We start from the raw sequence: 16,098 nt of genomic DNA, 5'->3' as shown, positions 1-16,098 counted from the left end.
AGCTTTGATGCTAGCGCATCTAGGCCTCTTTTTCACCTGCTCTTTGATATTGCACTTCATGTGTTAATCTAAGATTTACCTTTTATACCTACTTTTTATACTAATCTAAGCGGTTGTAAGTAGTCGTTTGGATAGGTAGTCTTTATAAACGTTGCTTGCCCTCGTATGATTTTTGCTGCTAGGCATCGCGATGCCTGCAAAAAACCGCAAATGTGTTTATACTAAATGGTCTTTTAATGTCTCATCATCATTTGTTATTAGAATTTTTGATATCTTTTAGTCGGTATCGCTTAGCTATTGAGCAATATGGATTTTTAACTTTTGCGTTTAAGGTTGTAACATGACGGTCACCTATGCACCTATTATTACCTCGTTGCTTGATAACGATTTGTACAAATTTACCATGCTACAAGCCATGTTACATCAGTTCCCGCAGACCCATGGTGTCTATCGATTTCGCTGCCGTAATAATAATGAAGCGGTCTATCCACTAGCAGACATTAGAGAGTCATTAGAGCATCAATTGGATATGTTGTGTGAATTGCGCTTCTTAGAAGATGAATTGGAGTATTTGCGTGGGTTGCGCTTTATGCGTTCCGATTTTGTCGATTATTTAGAGCTGTTTAAACTTAAGCGCCGTTTTATCACCGTCAGTACGGACAATAAAGGGCGTTTACTGATCGATATAGAAGGGCCAATGATTCAGGCGATGTTCTTTGAAGTGTTCGTGCTGGCTATCGTGAACGAGTTGTATTTTAATGCCTTATCGAGCCCTAGGGTAATAGAGGAGGGACAAAGGCGTTTGGATGACAAGGTTGCGCTGTTGCAGCAGTATGCAAAGCAACAAAACACAGACCAGCCGCCGTTCATCGTCGCAGACTTTGGCACACGTCGACGCTTTAGCAAAAGCTGGCAAGCGCATGTGGTAGAAACTCTGCACAAAGCTGAGCCGAAAGTTGTTAGCGGCACCTCAAACGTTTATTTAGCTAAGCAGCTTGGGATGACGCCGATAGGAACGATGGCGCATGAGTTTATGCAAGCTTTTCAAGCATTGGATGTGCGTTTACGTGACTCACAAAAAGCCGCACTCGAATCTTGGGTACATGAATATCGCGGTGATTTGGGTATCGCGTTGACCGATGTCGTTGGCATGGACGCATTCTTGCGTGATTTTGATCTGTATTTCGCCAAGCTTTTCGATGGTCTGCGCCATGATAGCGGCGATCCGTATATTTGGGGTGATAAAGCCATTGCGCATTATCAAAAACTAAAGATAGACCCGAAGACGAAAATTTTGACTTTTAGTGATGGCTTGACGCTTGAAAAGGCGTGGGAGTTGCATCAATACTTTAAAGAGCGCATCAGAACCAGCTTTGGTATTGGCACCAATCTCACCAATGATATGGGCATCACGCCAATTAATATTGTACTCAAATTGGTTGAGTGTAATGGGCAGCCTGTTGCTAAACTGTCTGATAGCCCAGGCAAGACCATGATCAATAATGATACGTATCTTGCCTATTTGCGCCAAGTTTTCGAGGTTGATGAACCCGAATAGAGAATGAGCCTATCTCTAGCTGTTGCTATTTTCTGTTTTATCTTCTTCAGCAAAAGCGGCATCCAATGCTTGTTGTACTGCATTGATGCGCGTCTCGCAAACGCGATAAGCGGCAATTGATTCTTCCACCGTGGTCATCAAGTTGTCGATATCAGGCTCATCTTGTTGCTGCAATTCAGCCGCATTGGTTTTTAGAATATCGTAAGCTGCCTTAAAGGTTTTTGGGGCGGCTTTTTTGCGCTTGCGAGTAGGGGTAGTCATAGCGTGTCCTAATTTTTAAAGTATAAGTAAGTAGGGGAGTAATCGTTAGATATTATTATATGGTTAACTTGGTATGTCTGAGGTTTCTGTCGTATTCTTCTCAGTATTAACCTCAACAATCTGAGCTTTAGCCTTGCCGTCTTTTAAGACGATATGGATGGTTTGCTCAGGGTAGAGCTGTGTGCTGCTGGTGAGTATCTGTTTGTCTTTATCATTAGTCAGCATGGTGTAGCCTTGCTTGAGCACACGAGACGGTCGGTGCAAGAGTACGATATCACGAAGATGGGCGCTATCACGTTGTGCTTGTATCAGCTGCTGCTGCGCGCTCTGCATGATGGTTTTTTGATGGATATCACTGTAGTTATGGGCGCTGGCTAATTGCTGATGTGCAAGGGTTTGCGTCTGTGTGTGTAACTCGGTTGTCAGTCTCGCGGCTTGCTTTACTTGCCGCTGTGCGCTTTGCTGAATACTACGCCACGCATAGTCGCTGTCTTTTTGTAGCGCGGTCAGCTGACCGATGGTACATGACTGTATTTGGCTCAATTGTCGCGCCGTTTGTTGCTCCGCGATATTGAGTTGACGCTGAGCGGCTTGTTTTATTTGTGCTTGATAATGCAAAGTCTGCGTGACCAGCTGTGCTAAATGCGCCATGATAGCGGCAATTACCTTTGATGGCGTGTCAAAGCTGCTGTGCGCCACTTCATCTAAAATCACTTTATCGCGCTCGTGACCAATACCAACCCAGACGGGGACAGGCTGTTCAGCGACCAATGCCGCAAGCTCGTAATCATTGAGGTAAGCCAAATCTCCCACCGCGCCGCCGCCACGAATAATTACTAATAAGTCAGGCAGGCGCTGATAAGTATCTTGGAATCGTTGCTGAGCACTGACGATGGCTTGGCGAATCTCGCTTGGGGCATGATTGCCTTGAAAGGTCGCGTGATGGTAATGGAAGTGACAAGCGCCTGTACTTGCTAAGCGATCAGCATCGGCTTGAAAATCACCTAAACCTGCGGCCTTTTCGGGCGCAATCACGAGGACATGCTCGATATCAAAGGGCACAGGTAATTGTTGATTGAGCTGCAATAAGCCTTCGCCAGTCAAGCGATCGACCATCTCCGCATATTGCCGTGCCAAATCTCCCAAGGTATAGCTAGGATCAATGTCTTCAATCGTAATAGAGAAGCCATATTGTGCGTGAAAGCCTGCGGATACTTTGAGTAATACGGTCAAGTCGCGCTCAAGAGGCATGCCGGTCGCCCGCTCAAATTTTGCCAATACGCGCGCAGCTTTAAAGCGCCAGAGATTACCACGGCAGCTGGCAACTACTTTGCCTTCTTCATCTTTTTCAGCCAACTCAAAGTAATAATGCCCGCCTTTGCTAGACAGATTACGAATTTCAGCCTTCACCCATACGCGGTGGTCAAAGGTTTGTTTGATGACCATCTCAACCGCTGATAAATAGTCACTCAAACGCAAGACCGTATCTTCTAAATGATCTTCTTGCTCTGCCAGTTCGGCTTCTAGCGTCGCTAAATCCTTAGCAGGCGCTAACACTTTTGCTGGTTTGGTATCTGAAAGATTGGGTTTGCGCATAATAATAGACCATGGATTCTAAAAATAAGAGCTCTAAAAATAAGGATTCTGAAGACTAGGATTCTGAAAATTAGAAAACTGAATAGAGTGAGTACAACATTAGATAGGGTAGTCTACCCCAAAATTGCAGCTACAAAAAGTAAAGCCAGTAAGTCCGCGATCAATATATTATTTTCATCGCTGATTTACTGGCCAAACCCTATTATATTTTAAACCAAATGCCATTATTTTTATCGAGTACAAGGCAAAGCTAGCGATACTTAAGTATTCAATCAGCTTATTCCGTCAGCTTAAAAAGTTAGTAGAATGCTGGAGCTTTGTCAGTTAATAATGACTCTTTTATTGGCAACGGAAACTGATTTTATACTCATAATCATCATCGCGTGACAAATCTGGTGAGCCAGTCCCAAAGATTGAGCCGATAACCGCACCTGCTTGTCCAACCATACGACCCGCACGCTCATCTAAAATACCATTGTAAGTGACTTTATCATCAACGATAATCACTTGCTTGCTGCGACAAGTATTTTTGGCACTATCAAGTGCATTTTGCTGGGCTTTGACCTTGCTATCCGCTATGCCAGTAGTCTCGTAAATAGAATTGGCACGTTGAATGACTGGTGATGAAGGCGTGCTCTGGCAGGCACTTAAGATAAGAGCCGTCGCCAAAGTAGCCGTGATGGTGGCAGTTCTATTAACAGTATTCATAAATTATTCCTCTTTCCTATAAATTAACCATAAAAACCAAAGATAAGTAGGGCAAGTATTTTGTTCGTTAAGAGTTTTGTTCATTAAAAATGTCGTCCATGAAAAGACAGACTAAATTTAACCTATTGCAGTCTGGAGTGTCTAGGCAGTTATTGTGTGCGGTATTGCGCTTGTATTACCTGCTGACGTTGCCGCCAAGAAAATTGTCCTAATTTTACTAAGTGTTCCAAGCTATTAGCCATGATAAAACCATGTGCACTTGCCACAAACCTCGTGCATACACAGCAAATCACTTGAAATAAAAATCATATCTAGGATAATTGAGGTATTCATTTTTAATTATTAAGTAAGTTTATGCAATTGATTCCTGCTCCTGCTGGCGTGCTCGAAGTTGACGCGCTATGGCAACAAGACAATCCCAACGATCCGAATACTGACACGGTGGCGCTGCTTTGTCATCCCAACCCTTTGTTTGACGGCACCATGAACAATAAAGTGGTCACGACGATGTACCGTTTTGCCCGTGATAACGGTATGCACGTGGTCCGTTTTAATTTTCGCGGTGTCGGTCAATCGACAGGCGAGCATGATTATGCTGAAGGAGAGGTGGTGGATGCAATGACCGTGCTACAATGGATTGCAGAACAAACCAATGCACGTAAGTTATGGCTTGGCGGCTTTTCTTTCGGTGGCTACGTGATTGCGCGTGCGGCTGAGCAAGTCATAGAAGCGCCGCATGTATGGGGCTTGAGTGATTTTGAAGTTTCTAAAATCGCGCTGATTGCTCCCTCAGTAGAAAAAAATAATACCAGTGACTTAAGCTTACCAGCTGACAAAACTTTTGAGATTTATGGTAATGCTGATACAGTCATTGATCCTGATAATATGCAGGAGTTTGCAGAACGCTTAGGACTGGCAGTCAGTATCGTGGATGGGGCAGGACATTTTTTTCACGGGCGCTTGTCTGAGCTAAAAAAACTGTTGGAACAGCACAGTTTTGCTGAGCATTGATTTCTCTAAGCACTGATTTCGCTTGGCATTGATAAGAGTAAGTAATTTTTTATTCTTATTAACTAGTCACACATAGAAATAGAAATAAGTGGTCATTAACACTACACACCTTTTTCTTTATATTTACCTTTTTAAATGATGAGTCTTATTATGAGTTTATCTCCATTGCAACGTTACGAGCAAGCCATCAGCACTGATGAGTTTACTCGAGATGAGCAGCAATATCAGGCCATGAGCTATCTTGATGAGCTACACCATCAGCTCACCAATAGCGTGGAACAAAAAAAAGGCATTTTTAGCTTTTTAAAGGCCAAGCCAGTTGCCCCAAAAGGTTTGTATATGTGGGGCGGGGTGGGACGCGGTAAGACCTGGATGATGGACATGTTTTACGACTCTTTGACCATTGATCGCAAGATACGTCAGCATTTCCATCATTTCATGCAGCGCGTCCATCGCGAGCTAAATGCCATCCAAGGTGAGAGTGATCCATTAGAGAAAGTTGCTGATATCATTTACAAAGAAGCCGTTATTATCTGCTTTGATGAGTTCTTTGTCTCCAACGTCTCTGATGCGATGATTTTGGGCGATCTATTTACCATGTTATTCAATCGCGGCGTGACGTTGGTTGCGACTTCAAATATTGAGCCGTCTGGCCTCTATAAAGACGGTTTGCATCGCGATCGTTTTATGCCGGCTATCGCTGAAGTTGAGCGCCATACCACAGTCATGAATATCGACTCTGGTATTGACTATCGTTTGCGCGTATTACAGCAAGCAGAGTTGTATGAATCACCCATGACCAAAGCCAATCACCATTGGCTGGCCAACCGCTTTGCGAGCTTGTCTAATAATCAAAAAATCAGCAATGAGCCTATCACTATCAATGGTCGGCAGATCAAAATCAATGCCCGTACCGAAGATATTTTATTCTGCGATTTCCGTCATTTATGTATGGAGCCGCGCTCCGCTGCTGATTTTATTGAAATCGCCAAACAGTTCAATACGGTACTGGTCAATGGGGTCCCAGCGTTAGATGATGACCTGCGTGATCCAACGCGCCGGTTTATTTATATGGTCGATGAGTTTTATGATCGCCGCGTAAAACTATTGGTTCGAGCAGAGCAGTCAATTCTTGAGCTGTATCAAGGTGAAAAGCTGGCGTTTGAGATTGAACGGACACGCTCGCGTTTGCTTGAGATGCAATCAGAAGACTACTTAAAGATGGAGCACCGTGTTGAAAATGCGGATGCTGCTTAATATAGTTAATCCTTTATAAATTAAATGCGGCGTTAGTCTAGCTTGGTCTACTATTGGTAGGACTTTTATTTAAAAGTATGATTGTGATTTAAAGATAGAGGTTAAGGGCTGCTTGGGTTTTCGTTTACGATTGTCCAATCATATTTATAACGGGATAATCTGCTGAGATAAATAGTGGCAGTCAATATCAATAATAAATAAGGACAAATAATGAATAAGTCTGACGAAAACAACTTTACAAAGGAAAATCAAGCAAAAGATAGTCAAGTGCAAAGTGGTCAAGAACAAGATAGTCAAGCAGAAAACAGTCAAATAGAAAGAAACCCTGCAAAAAATAATGAAAATATCTCTATTAAATCACTAACGACTGAGAGCACGCCATTTACTAGTGAGGAGCTCATTCACTGGATTAATTCAAGACGTAGTGTGGGTAACTTAGATATTCCTGCACCAACGCAAGCCCAGATTGAAGAAGCGATTGAGTGTGCAGCGACCGCACCTGACCACAAAAAATTGCGTCCGTGGCGCTTTATTGTGACTGCCGGTGACGCTCGTCACGACTTGGGGCGTGCCCTTGTCGAAGCAGCAGAGGCAAAGGCCACCGAAGAGGGCGAGATACTCTCTGAAAAAACAGTGAAAAAAACTCAGACGATGCCGCTACGTGCGCCGCTTATTATTACGGTGGTGACTCAGATGCAAGAGCATAAAAAGGTACCGCATTTCGAACAGATGTTAAGTACAGGCGCTGCGGTACAAAATCTGATTTTGGCGTTAAAAGCGCAAGGCTTCAGCACAGTATGGCGTACAGGATTATTGTGTAACGAACCTGCGGTAAAAGCATATTTCGGCGTAAGTGCAGATGATTATGTCACGGCTTTTGTTTATACTGGCACCAGTCCTAAAGGTGAGCACCCACGTAAACCTATTGATATCGAGCCGCTTGTTCGCTTTGAGTCATAACCATACTTGAGGGCTACTGAGCTAAAGACGGTTTTTTATTAAACAATATTACTAATTAAAGAAAATGATTTATGCAACACAATTGGCCTCAGTAGCTGCCCACTAAAGATATTATTACTAATAAGTCAGTCAATACGGATACATGCATATGACAAGCGCTAATGACAACAATACTAACAAAGATAATGCTCAGAATAGTAGCAACGAGAGTAACAAAGCCGCTGACAAACAAAACAGTCTGTTGTCAGGCATCATTGAACGAGCCAGCAAATCTGGTATCGGTCGTAAGAAGCTCAACCCTAGCACGGTAGAGTCAGCAGTCGCAAAAAACATGGCAGAGATTCACAGCAATCCTACCAAGCTGCGTTTGGCGTTCTTAGGTGGTGGTAGTTTTGGTACGGCAATGGCGAACTTAGCCGCGCGTAATGGTTGTGATACCACGCTGTGGGTTCGTAACAAGCGTACCGTTAAGGCCATGACAAAAACCCAGACGAACAAGAAATATCTGCCCGGTTATAAGCTTGATGACCGCCTGAAATATAGTCATGATTTAGCATCGGCAGTCAAAGATACCGACATTATCTTTATTGCCGTACCAGGCTTGGCCTTTCGCGAAACGCTAAAAAATATCGCCCCCTTTATTAGTGGACAGTCTATTGTGTCGCTAACGAAAGGCATGGAAAAAGACACTTTTGCCACGATGAGTGATATTATCAAAGAAGTGTTGCCTGAGGTGAATTTTGGCGTCATGTCAGGGCCTAATCTTGCTATAGAGATTATGAAAAATATGCCATCTGCGACCGTGATTGCGAGTGAGTCTGAACCACTACGTCATGCTGTACAAGCGGCACTGCATAGTGCTTTCTTTAGAGTATTTGCCAGTGATGATATACGCGGTGTTGAGCTGGGCGGGGCGCTCAAAAACATTTATGCCATTGCGATGGGTATGGCTGCGGCCTACGAAGTGGGTGAGAATACCAAAGCAATGATATTGACCCGTGCCTTGGCAGAGATGAGTCGTTTTGGTGTCGAAGCCGGTGCCAATCCACTGACGTTTTTAGGGCTATCAGGTGTTGGCGATTTATACGCCACTTGTAGTTCGGAGTTAAGTCGTAACTACCGCATCGGTAATATGCTTGGTCGTGGTATGAGTATTGATGCTGCCGTCAAAAAACTGGGCCAGACTGCAGAAGGCGTTAATACTATTCAGCAAGTCCATGAAAAGGCGACTAAAGACGGTATTTATATGCCCATTACCCATGCGCTTTATGCGGTTATTTATGAAGATAAGGCCGCGCTGGGTGTGGCGCTCCATTTGATGGAAGCGGGTTTCCGCAGTGATGTCGAATTTGTGATGGCTCATGACCATAGCAACGCTGCACTTACTGCGCAAATGAAAGCTGCCAGTAGTACCTCCGACAATGACAATGACGATGATGTTGATACAGACAGCGATGCTAAATAAAACGATTGTTGGCAACGTGTATTGCTGAAAATGTGTATTGCTAAAAACGTGTAAAGTCAGACAGTGGCAAAGTAGGTCATAGAAAGGCAGTTGATAAAAAGGCAGCTGACAAAAAGCCAGGTTATAGACAAGGAACGCTATGAAAATGATATTAATACGTCACGGTCAGGCAGAAGACGAAACGCGTCCAGACAGCGCTCGTCAGCTGACTGACTTTGGACAGCAGCAAGCCGCGCAAACTGCAAAATATATCACGACCAATTATAAGCCTGATCGTTTTATCGTAAGTCCTTATGATAGGGCGCAGCAAACCCTAGCAGAGCTGCAAGCGCGGGCGCCTACAGTACCAGCGACGGTACAAGATAATATAACGCCTTCTGACGATGCCCATAGTGCGTTGACCGATATAGCAAAGATTGAGGCGCAGTGTCTCGTGGTGGTGTGTCATATGTCTATCGTCGCCAATCTGGCTGCCTTACTAACCGGTGATTATCCTGAGGCGTTCTCTTTGGCAGAAGCACGAGTGTTTGAGATGGATTTTATCATGTCTGGAATGGCAACCGAGGTCAATCGCTTTGTACCTGAGCAACCGTATTGATATCGCTCTTTCATTGGCTATAGTCGATCCTAAATAAAATGGATACGCTATTTCATAACGCGAAACTGGTATAAATTTTTCTGGCTTGGTGTGCCTACGCCGACAGAGGCTGCAAAACTTATATTAAAAACTAAGCATCCCAGTTCCGCTGTATCTTTTCCATATTGGACTGACTATATTTAGTAGTAGTAATATTATTCATCATGACCCTGTTTAAAAATATTAAGATGCTTTAAACATAAACATAAACATAAACATGGTCATGGGCTCTTACAAAACGTCTAAATTTGTTATTTTATGGCTTTGATAATTAAGGACACACTTGGTGTTACATGTTTGGTTAAGAGCGCAGCACAGTCCGCTAGCTGTCTGGCATGAAGACGTACAACAATGGCAGTCAGTTGCTGGCTGGCAACAGTTGCATGATATTTATAGCAGCTATAAATCCAATAGCCATAAAACAGTATGTTTGTACTTTCCATCAAGCCACGTATTACACGTCGATACCGAGCTTAGTGGTGCACAGCTTAAGCAATTGGGTGATACTGGTAAGCAGTATTTATTTGAAGAGATGTCTTTGACCCCTGTTGAGCAATTGGTAGTGCGGCAAACCAGCCTTGCTGATAGTCAGTATTTATACGCGCTGGCGCAGGCTGATATTGAGGCATGGCAGCAAAGTGCCAAACTCGTTGGTATGACTATCGCAGCATTACTGCCCGACTTTCTATTGTTACCAGTGCCGGAAGAAGGTGCAGGGCAGCAAGTCATACTCTATCAAGATGACCAGACGATGCTGCTACGCCAATCATTATATCAAGGAATGGCGGTCAGCTATTTACCGTTGATTTTTGAGCGCTTCCTGCAGCTGAGTGAAGTGATGGTGGTACCAAGCATTGAAGCTTTTGATAGTACAAGTTTTTCAGACCTTGATGCTACAAAGTCTGATCATAGGATTGATTTACAAAAGCCAGTAACGACCAGCGATGTTTCGGCACAAACAGCCGCGCTCATAGGAGCTCATCAGCTGCTATTGACGACGCTAACGAGTACGCCCAAGCCGATTGACAATCCTGACCGTCACGCGCTTAATTTCTTTATCAAATCAACCGATTCGCAATTATCACCTTATCTACGAGTGGCAATGATGGTGGCGCTGTCGGCACTCGTGCTACAGATAGCCACAGATGGGGTGCAGTCTTATCAGTATCATCAGGCGACGGCTGCGACAAAAACAGCGATTGCGGGGCAATATCAGTCTTGGTTTCCTGATGAACGTCTAAACCCGCGCACCAATTTGACCACGCAAATGGCGCCAAAACTGGGTACCAATGGTCAAGCCTCGCCACATATGGCCGTGTTGGCACGCATATCACCACTGATTAAGCAGTCCTCTCTAAAAGCGCAAGCTTTGGTTATGCAACCATCCACGCTCAGTTTTACGTTGATTGCCCCTGACCGCGACAGTCTTGATAAATTCGCCAATACCCTGTTCACTCAAGGATTAACGGCCAAGCTAGAGCGGGTAAATAGCAATGAGCAAGGGCAGTTTAGTGGGCAAATTACTGTGAGTATAAATGAAGATGATACGACGCCAGAAAGCGTCAGTGCCGACAAGGCAGCAGCATCTTAAGCTTATTGAGAATTTTTAGTATTTGCTGAGCGCTGTGTTTTGACGATGACCATCCGTAAGGTGCTCACTCAGATGATTGCAATCTACTTACTCAAGATTAAACCCTCCACGATTAACTATTGGCAATAAAGGTTAGAGCATGAAACGATTACAGCGCCGAGCCGAACGTAGCGTGTCTGCGCCTAAAACAAGCGCTTTTTCAGAGCGGGTGAATAGTTATCAAAATGTCCTATCATCACGCTGGCAGGCATTGTCTCCACGCGATCAATTAGCATTGACTATATTGTCTGCTTTTTTACTGTTATTCGTGGGTGGCTACGGCGGTTATACGGTTCATCAAGCTGCAAGCGATAGCAAAAGTGAGTATCAAGAGCAAATTGCTGATTATTTTTGGCTGCGCGCGCAAGCGGGTAAGGTGGATAGCAATGCGACTAACAGCGTCGATGGGGCAGCTGCTATGCCACCTGCCAACAGAGTGAGTGAGCTACTAAATACCTCGGGTATTGCCAATGCGCAAGTGGTTGCGGCTGGTGACGGGGTGCAGCTGAGCTTCACCAATGCCAGTCAAGCGGTTGTGAGTGCAGCACTCGGTAAGCTTAAGCAGCAAGGTTGGCAATTTACCCAACTCTCGATGCAACAGGACGTGACCACCAAAGCCATTGAGGTGCAAGCAACTGTTACTTCTTAACAATGCTAACTGCCTCGCACTGTATATTGAATTTAGCTTCATTGAAGAACACCTCATCCGACACAATCAAAGGTTTATTGAACACTTTAGTTATGAATACTTCCTATACATTATTCTCCTGCACTTAAGCGGATAAGCATCTGCGTCAACAGACTACTATTAAGACTAAGACGTCTGATTATAATATGACCTGTTAAGGATCAAGACACATGATAAATGACAATATAAGCGGCAACATGAGTGACAGTAAACGCCGTTCTTTAACCACTTATAATCACATCACCTATCTATTGTATGTGATCAGTTATTTCACGGCTGGTCTGTTGTGGGTCGTGCCGATTATCATGAATTATGCTAAGCGCCACGATGCGGACGGCTCATGGCTAGCCACGCATTTTGATTGGCAAATTAAGACGTTTTGGTACAGTATCGTCTGGTTTATCATAGGCATTCTTATCATCACGTTTGCTTTGGGCGGTTTTGGTGTCAGCATGTTTGCCGATAGCAGCAATATAGCCATTGGTTCATTTTTATTGGTCAGTATTGGTTTTATTATTATGGGTTTGACCTTTATTTGGCACCTTTATCGTATTGTACGAGGTTGGATTGCCTTAACAGATGGACGACCTGTGCCATAATACGTTCAATCCCATATCATTTATATACAGTGTTTAGCAGCGCTTATTGACTTTTTGGAATAGAAATTTGCTGTATGAAACTTTGGTCTTATTTCTGTTAAGCTGATATAATCGCTGCGCTTAATCTCTTTCGTTTTTCTCATTCATCATTGCTTTTCGAGCAGGGTCTGTCATTACTATGTCTTATGCCTTACTTCGCCCTTTTTTATTTAAGATGGACCCTGAACACGCCCACGAGATGACCTTATCTTTGTTAGATAAAGCCCATAAAGCGCGTGCCTTAGGTTTGGTATATGGTCAGTCGATGCAGCCTACAGACTGTATGGGTTTACAGTTCGCTAATCCAGTTGGCCTTGCTGCAGGGTTGGACAAAAACGGTGATTATATCGATGCACTGGCCGAGCTTGGTTTTGGCTTTATAGAAGTGGGGACGGTCACGCCAAGACCGCAGGTTGGTAATGATAAGCCACGCCTATTTAGAATCAAACAAGCCGATGCCATTATCAATCGCATGGGCTTTAATAATCAGGGCGTTGATTACCTGATTGAAAACGTCAAACGCTGTAAATACAAAGGTAACATCGGCATCAATATCGGTAAAAATGCCAGTACGCCAGTGGAGCAAGCCGCTGATGATTATGTCTATTGCCTAGAGCGGGTTTATGCACACGCTTCCTATATTACCGTCAATATCTCATCGCCAAATACCAAAAACTTACGTGACTTACAGAGTGGTGAAGCGTTGACTCAGCTACTTGATACGATTAAAAACCGTCACAACCAATTGGCAACAGAGTATGGCTTTTATGTGCCACTGGTCTTAAAAGTAGCGCCTGATTTAGAGCCGCTACAAGTGGATTATATCTCACAGCAGTTGTTAGATTTTGAGATTGATGGTTTGATAGCCACCAATACCACATTGAGCCGCGTCGGTGTCGAAGACTTGCCCGATGGTGACCAAGCCGGTGGCCTATCGGGTCGTCCAGTGAGCCACATCAGCACCCAAATTTTACAACAATTCACTGATCAGCTGGATGGTAAAGTAGCTTTGATTGGGGTGGGTGGTATCGATAGTGGTGCCAAAGCGGTCAAAAAGATTGAAGCAGGTGCTGATATGGTACAGCTTTATACCGGACTGATTTATCGAGGTCCTGGGCTGGTACAGTCATGCATTCAAGCCATCGGTGGCTATTACGATGCCATGGAAAGTTAGACAACCACTAAAAATGAGGCGTGACATATGAGTGGTCTAGATATTGTGATTGCTATTGTGGTCTTAATTGGCTTATGGCGCGGCTTTCAGGTAGGACTCATTAAGACAGCAGTCGGCTTGGCAGGTTGGTTTATTGCTCTTATTGCTGCCACGCGCTTGGCAGGCTCAGTTGCTCCGCAATTATCAGGTATCGTACAAAACCCTGTCTTGCAAATGGCAACGGCGTTCTTATTGGTCGTAATCATTATCTTAGCGATTATGCATATCGTCGCCTTTGCTTTTTCAGGGGTACTCAAAACCTTACGTCTGGGTATTGTTGACAAGATGGCAGGTGGCGTCCTTGGAGCGGCCAAAAACGTATTGATGGTATTGGTCGTTTTGAGTGTCAGCGCGCCCTTATTGGTAAAAATGCCGCAATGGCAAACCTCGGTGCTTGCTCCTGAACTGATGCCTTATGCGCCAATGGGTAAGGCTTTAGTCTCAGACGTGCTCGGTATGGCTTGGGATCAGGTCAATCAGTCTTAATACGCATAGTTTTTTAGACTTATTCTTCGTTTCTTAAGCCTATTTTTTAACGTTTTAATACCAAAAATCATAACTGAGTCTTTATAACTTATCCTTGATAAAAAATTATTCGATAGCATTTAGGGTTCATAAATTTCAATTTGTGAATGATTGATGGCTTTGCTGACTGTAGGTCAGTGAGCAAACTGTCATCAAGATTTTAAGCTTAAGCAACATCATCAGGTCAGCGGTAAGAGTAGATGGCTGTTTTTCATAAGCTACTGTCAAGCTTATGCCGTTATTGTGTTACTAATGTGTGGTTCAAAATAGGATATAACTATGTGTGGAGTCGTTGGGGTTGCAGCTCATGAGCCGGTCAATCAGATTCTTTATGATGGCTTAACAATGCTACAGCATCGCGGGCAAGACGCGGCAGGTATTGTGACTTTGCAAGATGGTCGGCTTTATTTACGTAAAGAAAACGGCATGGTACGTGACGTTTTTATGAATCGCCATATGATAAAACTGGTTGGCAAATTTGGCATCGGTCATGTTCGTTATCCAACGGCAGGCACGTCAAGCAGTGCAGAAGCGCAGCCGTTTTATGTCAATTCACCTTACGGTATTACGCTGGCGCACAATGGTAATTTGACCAATGCTGAGGGCTTGGCCAAGTCTCTATATAAAGAAGACCGTCGTCACCTGAATACTGATTCAGACTCGGAAGTACTGTTAAACGTGCTGGCGCATGAGATGCAGAATCTAGGAAAAACCCATCCAACGCCTGCCGAAATATTTGAAGCAGTCACAGCGGTTTATAGTCGTATTGAAGGCGCTTATGGCGTTGTTGCTTTAATCACAGGTCATGGCTTGCTTGCCTTCCGCGATCCAAACGGTATTCGCCCACTTATCTTTGGTGAACGTTTGGCAGCCAATGGCGGCACAGAATATATGGTTGCTTCAGAATCGGTCGCCTTGACTGGCTCTGGCTTCACTATTATTCGTGATGTCAAACCCGGTGAAGCGATTTTTATTGACTTAGACCATCAGCTACATACGCATCAGTGCGTCGAGCAGCAAGAATACACCCCTTGTATCTTTGAATACGTCTATTTTGCTCGTCCAGATTCCATCATGGACAATATCTCAGTCTATAAGTCGCGTCTGCGTATGGGCGAGAAGCTTGGTGATAAAATTCTTGCAGAATGGGGTGAAGATCACGATATTGATGTGGTTATTCCTATTCCAGATACCTCGCGTACCTCAGCGATGGAGCTGGCGCTTAAGATGAATATTAAGTACCGTGAAGGGTTTATGAAAAACCGTTATATCGGTCGTACTTTTATCATGCCAGGTCAGCAGCAACGCAAAAAATCAGTGCGTCAAAAGCTCAGTGCTGTACCGTTAGAGTTTAAAGGTAAAAACGTGCTATTGGTTGATGATTCGATCGTCCGTGGTACTACTTGTCATGAGATTATTCAAATGGCGCGTGATGCAGGTGCACGTAAAGTATTTTTTGCCAGTGCAGCGCCGCCCGTAAAATATCCAAACGTGTATGGTATCGATATGCCAGTGCGTAGCGAGCTTATTGCTTCAGGGCATAGCGTTGAAGAAGTGCGTAAAATTATTGGTGCTGATCGTTTGATCTTCCAAGATTTAGACGATTTGATCGAAGCAGTAAAAGATACCAAATACAGTAAAGTCGAAGGTTTTGACTGTGCGGTATTTAATGGTTGCTACATTACTGGACAAATCAATGAAGCCTATCTTGAGCACCTACAAGAGCAGCGCAGTGAAACTGCTAAGACCGGAAAAAAAGGCGTGCAAATAGTGGCTGATACACCTGTAGATATGATGGGTATAGAAGAGCTTTAAGCTGCTAAATACCTAAATTTTTAAATATAAAAAGGCTGGATTCTTGATAGAATCCAGCCTTTTTTATTGCTTAAAATAAGAGATATCCTTTGAAAAACCACTATTTATGGTAAGAGGTGATATTGGGAATATATAT

At 43.9% G+C, this 16,098-nt stretch carries 15 protein-coding genes; 12 read left to right on the top strand and 3 right to left on the bottom strand.

Translation table 11 applies throughout. The annotated features are described in order from the left end of the window. Positions 1-340 precede the first annotated feature (340 nt). The gene (pncB, locus tag AAEY79_RS10220) at positions 341-1,558 is read left to right on the top strand and encodes a nicotinate phosphoribosyltransferase (protein WP_350588263.1); all 1,218 of its coding nucleotides are present in this window, start codon (positions 341-343) and stop codon (positions 1,556-1,558) included. A gap of 15 nt (positions 1,559-1,573) precedes the next feature. Here the strand turns inward: pncB and xseB are convergent, their stop codons facing one another. From xseB to AAEY79_RS10205, 3 genes are all read right to left on the bottom strand, one after another. Continuing rightward, on the bottom strand, positions 1,574-1,819 hold the full coding sequence (gene xseB, locus AAEY79_RS10215; protein ID WP_025653249.1) for an exodeoxyribonuclease VII small subunit: 246 nt from the start codon (positions 1,817-1,819) through the stop codon (positions 1,574-1,576). A 63-nt stretch (positions 1,820-1,882) separates the two neighbouring features. Continuing rightward, on the bottom strand, positions 1,883-3,415 hold the full coding sequence (gene xseA, locus AAEY79_RS10210) for an exodeoxyribonuclease VII large subunit (protein ID WP_352288231.1): 1,533 nt from the start codon (positions 3,413-3,415) through the stop codon (positions 1,883-1,885). 339 nt (positions 3,416-3,754) lie between these two features. Next, positions 3,755-4,123 (bottom strand): hypothetical protein, encoded by a 369-nt coding sequence (locus AAEY79_RS10205; RefSeq protein WP_037025126.1) that lies wholly within the window; start codon positions 4,121-4,123, stop codon positions 3,755-3,757. Between the two features lie 354 nt (positions 4,124-4,477). Here AAEY79_RS10205 and AAEY79_RS10200 point away from each other — a divergent pair, with 354 nt between their 5' ends. The 11 genes from AAEY79_RS10200 to purF all read left to right on the top strand — a co-directional run bounded on the left by AAEY79_RS10200 (position 4,478) and on the right by purF (position 15,962). Next, a complete protein-coding gene (locus tag AAEY79_RS10200; protein WP_025653252.1) occupies positions 4,478-5,134 on the top strand; it encodes an alpha/beta hydrolase in 657 nt (218 codons plus the stop codon). A gap of 150 nt (positions 5,135-5,284) precedes the next feature. After that, positions 5,285-6,391, top strand: coding sequence for a cell division protein ZapE (gene zapE, locus AAEY79_RS10195; protein ID WP_025653253.1), 1,107 nt, complete (start codon positions 5,285-5,287; stop codon positions 6,389-6,391). A gap of 210 nt (positions 6,392-6,601) precedes the next feature. After that, positions 6,602-7,351 carry a nitroreductase gene (locus AAEY79_RS10190; RefSeq protein WP_352288228.1) on the top strand — a complete coding sequence of 250 codons (750 nt, stop codon included), beginning with the start codon at positions 6,602-6,604 and terminating at the stop codon, positions 7,349-7,351. 148 nt (positions 7,352-7,499) lie between these two features. Further along, positions 7,500-8,816, top strand: a complete 1,317-nt coding sequence (locus AAEY79_RS10185; RefSeq protein WP_025653255.1) for an NAD(P)H-dependent glycerol-3-phosphate dehydrogenase — start codon at positions 7,500-7,502, stop codon at positions 8,814-8,816. Between the two features lie 139 nt (positions 8,817-8,955). Beyond that, entirely contained in the window at positions 8,956-9,414 is a 459-nt protein-coding gene (sixA, locus tag AAEY79_RS10180) for a phosphohistidine phosphatase SixA (RefSeq protein WP_025653256.1), read from the top strand. A gap of 325 nt (positions 9,415-9,739) precedes the next feature. Further along, on the top strand, positions 9,740-11,044 hold the full coding sequence (gspL, locus tag AAEY79_RS10175; RefSeq protein ID WP_350588274.1) for a type II secretion system protein GspL: 1,305 nt from the start codon (positions 9,740-9,742) through the stop codon (positions 11,042-11,044). Between the two features lie 139 nt (positions 11,045-11,183). After that, entirely contained in the window at positions 11,184-11,732 is a 549-nt protein-coding gene (gspM, locus tag AAEY79_RS10170; protein WP_025653259.1) for a type II secretion system protein GspM, read from the top strand. A gap of 209 nt (positions 11,733-11,941) precedes the next feature. Continuing rightward, positions 11,942-12,370 (top strand): hypothetical protein, encoded by a 429-nt coding sequence (locus AAEY79_RS10165; protein WP_101211004.1) that lies wholly within the window; start codon positions 11,942-11,944, stop codon positions 12,368-12,370. Between the two features lie 178 nt (positions 12,371-12,548). Further along, positions 12,549-13,583: a quinone-dependent dihydroorotate dehydrogenase gene (locus AAEY79_RS10160; RefSeq protein ID WP_350588266.1), complete on the top strand. Its 1,035-nt coding sequence runs from the start codon at positions 12,549-12,551 to the stop codon at positions 13,581-13,583. Between the two features lie 27 nt (positions 13,584-13,610). Continuing rightward, on the top strand, positions 13,611-14,108 hold the full coding sequence (locus AAEY79_RS10155; RefSeq protein WP_025653262.1) for a CvpA family protein: 498 nt from the start codon (positions 13,611-13,613) through the stop codon (positions 14,106-14,108). A 318-nt stretch (positions 14,109-14,426) separates the two neighbouring features. Continuing rightward, positions 14,427-15,962: an amidophosphoribosyltransferase gene (gene purF / locus AAEY79_RS10150; RefSeq protein ID WP_201566198.1), complete on the top strand. Its 1,536-nt coding sequence runs from the start codon at positions 14,427-14,429 to the stop codon at positions 15,960-15,962. The last annotated feature ends 136 nt before the right edge of the window (positions 15,963-16,098 follow it).

It is taken from the genome of Psychrobacter sp. GW64-MNA-CIBAN-0177, assembly GCF_040309585.1.
In the GTDB taxonomy this organism is placed as follows: domain Bacteria; phylum Pseudomonadota; class Gammaproteobacteria; order Pseudomonadales; family Moraxellaceae; genus Psychrobacter; species Psychrobacter okhotskensis.
This window is presented reverse-complemented; position numbering and strand designations above follow the sequence as displayed.

Bases quoted from the DNA above. Each gene is read 5' to 3' on its own strand.
- AAEY79_RS10190 (WP_352288228.1), top strand. From the start codon at position 6,602: ATGAATAAGTCTGACGAAAACAACTTTACAAAGGAAAATCAAGCAAAA.
- xseB (WP_025653249.1), bottom strand. From the start codon at position 1,819: ATGACTACCCCTACTCGCAAGCGCAAAAAAGCCGCCCCAAAAACCTTT.
- AAEY79_RS10205 (WP_037025126.1), bottom strand. From the start codon at position 4,123: ATGAATACTGTTAATAGAACTGCCACCATCACGGCTACTTTGGCGACG.
- pncB (WP_350588263.1), top strand. From the start codon at position 341: ATGACGGTCACCTATGCACCTATTATTACCTCGTTGCTTGATAACGAT.
- AAEY79_RS10160 (WP_350588266.1), top strand. From the start codon at position 12,549: ATGTCTTATGCCTTACTTCGCCCTTTTTTATTTAAGATGGACCCTGAA.
- purF (WP_201566198.1), top strand. From the start codon at position 14,427: ATGTGTGGAGTCGTTGGGGTTGCAGCTCATGAGCCGGTCAATCAGATT.
- AAEY79_RS10185 (WP_025653255.1), top strand. From the start codon at position 7,500: ATGACAAGCGCTAATGACAACAATACTAACAAAGATAATGCTCAGAAT.
- gspM (WP_025653259.1), top strand. From the start codon at position 11,184: ATGAAACGATTACAGCGCCGAGCCGAACGTAGCGTGTCTGCGCCTAAA.
- AAEY79_RS10155 (WP_025653262.1), top strand. From the start codon at position 13,611: ATGAGTGGTCTAGATATTGTGATTGCTATTGTGGTCTTAATTGGCTTA.
- xseA (WP_352288231.1), bottom strand. From the start codon at position 3,415: ATGCGCAAACCCAATCTTTCAGATACCAAACCAGCAAAAGTGTTAGCG.
- zapE (WP_025653253.1), top strand. From the start codon at position 5,285: ATGAGTTTATCTCCATTGCAACGTTACGAGCAAGCCATCAGCACTGAT.
- AAEY79_RS10165 (WP_101211004.1), top strand. From the start codon at position 11,942: ATGATAAATGACAATATAAGCGGCAACATGAGTGACAGTAAACGCCGT.
- AAEY79_RS10200 (WP_025653252.1), top strand. From the start codon at position 4,478: ATGCAATTGATTCCTGCTCCTGCTGGCGTGCTCGAAGTTGACGCGCTA.
- sixA (WP_025653256.1), top strand. From the start codon at position 8,956: ATGAAAATGATATTAATACGTCACGGTCAGGCAGAAGACGAAACGCGT.